This window comes from Orlajensenia flava (assembly GCF_004801905.1).
In the GTDB taxonomy this organism is placed as follows: domain Bacteria; phylum Actinomycetota; class Actinomycetes; order Actinomycetales; family Microbacteriaceae; genus Orlajensenia; species Orlajensenia flava.
In genome coordinates this window covers 1-3938 of record NZ_SSSN01000020.1, presented here as the reverse complement: position 1 = coordinate 3938, position 3938 = coordinate 1, and the positions used below count along the sequence as shown (strand labels likewise).

Annotated in this window: 2 rRNA genes; both read right to left on the bottom strand. The window is 56.5% G+C overall.

Features of this window, described 5'->3' with window-relative positions:
- Positions 1 to 3: 3 nt before the first annotated feature.
- Positions 4 to 120 (bottom strand): 5S ribosomal RNA (gene rrf, locus E6C70_RS16500).
- 196 nt (positions 121 to 316) lie between these two features.
- A 23S ribosomal RNA gene (locus tag E6C70_RS16495) occupies positions 317 to 3432 on the bottom strand.
- Between the last annotated feature and the right edge of the window lie 506 nt (positions 3433 to 3938).

Genomic DNA, 3938 nt, shown 5'->3' with positions numbered 1-3938 from the left:
TGTGTTCGGCGGTGTCCTACTCTCCCACAGGGTCTCCCCTGCAGTACCATCGGCGCTGTCAGTCTTAGCTTCCGGGTTCGGAATGTGTCCGGGCGTTTCCCTGACGCTATGGCCGCCGAAACTCTAGGGATATACCCTGTCGTTTCTCACACCATCTGCCCCCGTAGCCCTTGTGCCGGGTTGGTGCCGGTTGGGGGTGGGGTGGTGGTGTGGGTTTCCGACCGTATATCGGGAACCACTCAGTGGACGCGAGTTTCTATTGGTGTTCAAGACGGGGCCACACCTGCCAGCCTTTGCAAACGGCATGTGTGTGGTGGTTGTCAAGATATCGGCTTATTAGTACCGGTCAGCTCCACGTGTTGCCACGCTTCCACATCCGGCCTATCAACCCAGTCGTCTGGCTGGGAGCCTCTCACCCGAGGGTATGGAAATCTCATCTCGAGGCCGGCTTCCCGCTTAGATGCTTTCAGCGGTTATCCATCCCGAACGTAGCTAACCAGCGGTGCTCCTGGCGGAACAACTGGCACACCAGAGGTTCGTCCAACCCGGTCCTCTCGTACTAGGGTCAGATCCTCTCAAATTTCCTACGCGCGCAGCGGATAGGGACCGAACTGTCTCACGACGTTCTAAACCCAGCTCGCGTACCGCTTTAATGGGCGAACAGCCCAACCCTTGGGACCTACTCCAGCCCCAGGATGCGACGAGCCGACATCGAGGTGCCAAACCATGCCGTCGATATGGACTCTTGGGCAAGATCAGCCTGTTATCCCCGAGGTACCTTTTATCCGTTGAGCGACAGCGCTTCCACAAGCCACTGCCGGATCACTAGTCCCGACTTTCGTCCCTGCTCGACTTGTCAGTCTCACAGTCAAGCTCCCTTGTGCACTTACACTCGACACCTGATTGCCAACCAGGTTGAGGGAACCTTTGGGCGCCTCCGTTACTTTTTGGGAGGCAACCGCCCCAGTTAAACTACCCACCAGGCACTGTCCCTGAACCGGATCACGGTTCGAAGTTAGATATCCAGAGTGACCAGAGTGGTATTTCAACAATGACTCCACCTGAACTGGCGTCCAAGCTTCACCGTCTCCCACCTATCCTACACAAGCCACACCGAACACCAATACCAAGCTGTAGTAAAGGTCACGGGGTCTTTCCGTCCTGCTGCGCGTAACGAGCATCTTTACTCGTAGTGCAATTTCGCCGAGTTCGCGGTTGAGACAGCTGGGAAGTCGTTACGCCATTCGTGCAGGTCGGAACTTACCCGACAAGGAATTTCGCTACCTTAGGATGGTTATAGTTACCACCGCCGTTTACTGGGGCTTAAATTCTCAGCTTCGCCTTGCGGCTAACCGTTCCTCTTAACCTTCCAGCACCGGGCAGGCGTCAGTCCGTATACATCGTCTTGCGACTTGGCACGGACCTGTGTTTTTAGTAAACAGTCGCTTCCCACTGGTCTCTGCGGCCTTCCACGCTCCAGGAGCTAAGTCCCTTCACGTTTCCGGCCCCCCTTCTCCCGAAGTTACGGGGGCATTTTGCCGAGTTCCTTAACCACGATTCTCTCGATCTCCTTAGTATTCTCTACCTGACCACCTGAGTCGGTTTGGGGTACGGGCGGCTGGAACCTCGCGTCGATGCTTTTCTTGGCAGCAGAGGATCACCGATTTCGACTTGCGTCTACCCATCGGGTCTCAGCCGTATGTGAGGGACGGATTTGCCTATCCCTCGGCCTACACCCTTAGACCGGGACAACCATCGCCCGGCTCGGCTACCTTCCTGCGTCACACCTGTTAATACGCTCACCGCCCCAGATAGGGTCCCACGCTCCACCAACCGGTACCCTCCCGAAGGAGGATGGTGGCTGGTTTCGGATGGTTAGCATTCCTGGATTGGTGTGGGCGGTTCTTCGCCGGTACGGGAATATCAACCCGTTGTCCATCGACTACGCCTGTCGGCCTCGCCTTAGGTCCCGACTTACCCAGGGCGGATTAGCCTGGCCCTGGAACCCTTGGTCTTCCGGAGGACGGGTTTCTCACCCGTCTTTCGCTACTCATGCCTGCATTCTCACTCGTGTGGCCTCCACGGCTGGTTCACACCGCCGCTTCACTGCCCACACGACGCTCTCCTACCCATCAACACGGCTGGACCACGAAGGCCTACCTCTAAATGTCAATGCCACAACTTCGGTGGCGTGCTTGAGCCCCGTTACATTGTCGGCGCGGAATCACTTGACCAGTGAGCTATTACGCACTCTTTCAAGGGTGGCTGCTTCTAAGCCAACCTCCTGGTTGTCTGTGCAACTCCACATCCTTTCCCACTTAGCACGCGCTTAGGGACCTTAGTTGGTGGTCTGGGTTGTTTCCCTCTCGACGATGAAGCTTATCCCCCACCGTCTCACTGCTGCGCTCTCACTTACCGGCATTCGGAGTTTGGCTGACGTCAGTAACCTTGTAGGGCCCATTAGCCATCCAGTAGCTCTACCTCCGGTAAGAAACACGCAACGCTGCACCTAAATGCATTTCGGAGAGAACCAGCTATCACGAAGTTTGATTGGCCTTTCACCCCTATCCACAGCTCATCCCCTCCATTTTCAACTGAAGTGGGTTCGGTCCTCCACGACGTCTTACCGTCGCTTCAACCTGGCCATGGATAGATCACTTCGCTTCGGGTCTAGGACCTGCGACTGAATCGCCCTATTCAGACTCGCTTTCGCTACGGCTACCCCACACGGGTTAACCTCGCCACAGATCGCTAACTCGCAGGCTCATTCTTCAAAAGGCACGCTGTCACCCCAACAAGGAGGCTCCAACGGTTTGTAAGCAAACGGTTTCAGGTACTATTTCACTCCCCTCCCGGGGTACTTTTCACCTTTCCCTCACGGTACTTGTCCGCTATCGGTCATCTGGGAGTATTTAGGCTTATCAGGTGGTCCTGACAGATTCACACGGGATTTCTCGGGCCCCGTGCTACTTGGGATACTCCACCGCCGCCGTGGCACATTTCGGATACGGGGCTGGCACCCGCTACGGCCCGGCTTTCAATCCGGTTCTCCTATACGCCACGCGATCAACGTGAACTGCGGCAAGCAGTTCCTGGGAGTCCCACAACCCCGACCATGCAACGCCCTGCCGGCTATCACACATGGCTCGGTTTAGCCTGATCCGCGTTCGCTCGCCACTACTGACGGAATCACTGTTGTTTTCTCTTCCTGTGGGTACTGAGATGTTTCACTTCCCCACGTTCCCTCTACCCGCCCTATATATTCAGGCGGGAGTCACCAGGTCACCACAAAGGGCCTGGCGGGGTTTCCCCATTCGGAAATCCTCGGATCAATGCTCGTTTATCAGCTCCCCGAGGCTTATCGCAGATTACGACGTCCTTCTTCGGCTCCAGATGCCAAGGCATCCACCGTTCGCTCTTAGAATCTTGAAATCACATGAGTCTTGAATCGCAATTGCGGTGACACACCCCGAAAGGTGCACCACCACGAAATTGACCAATGATCACTCAGACGACACCCCGAAAGGCGTCGCCCTCATAATCTTTGTGACCGGACATTGCTGTCCGATCTAAGATGCTCGCGTCCACTGTGTAGTTCTCAAAATACGGGCGGCACCCCCACCCCTCCACCGCGTTAGCTCCGCGAAGAGATGAAGGTCCAGAGTCACCGTCCACCCCCACACCACCCCGACCGACACGAGGCCGGCCGAACAGATGACGGGGATGTTCCGGTCCCTCAGGACCCAACAACGTGCACCATGCCCACCCCACCAACCAGGACCCTTCCAACCATCCGACGTTGCAAAAACAACACCGGCGGCGTACTGAGTCCCGATCGATCCGATCGGCACTTGTCAAACGTTCCACCCATGAGCTGCCAGCAGAACACGAACGGTCCTGATCTGGCCTGCCTGGACCACCACTTGCGTTCACTGAAC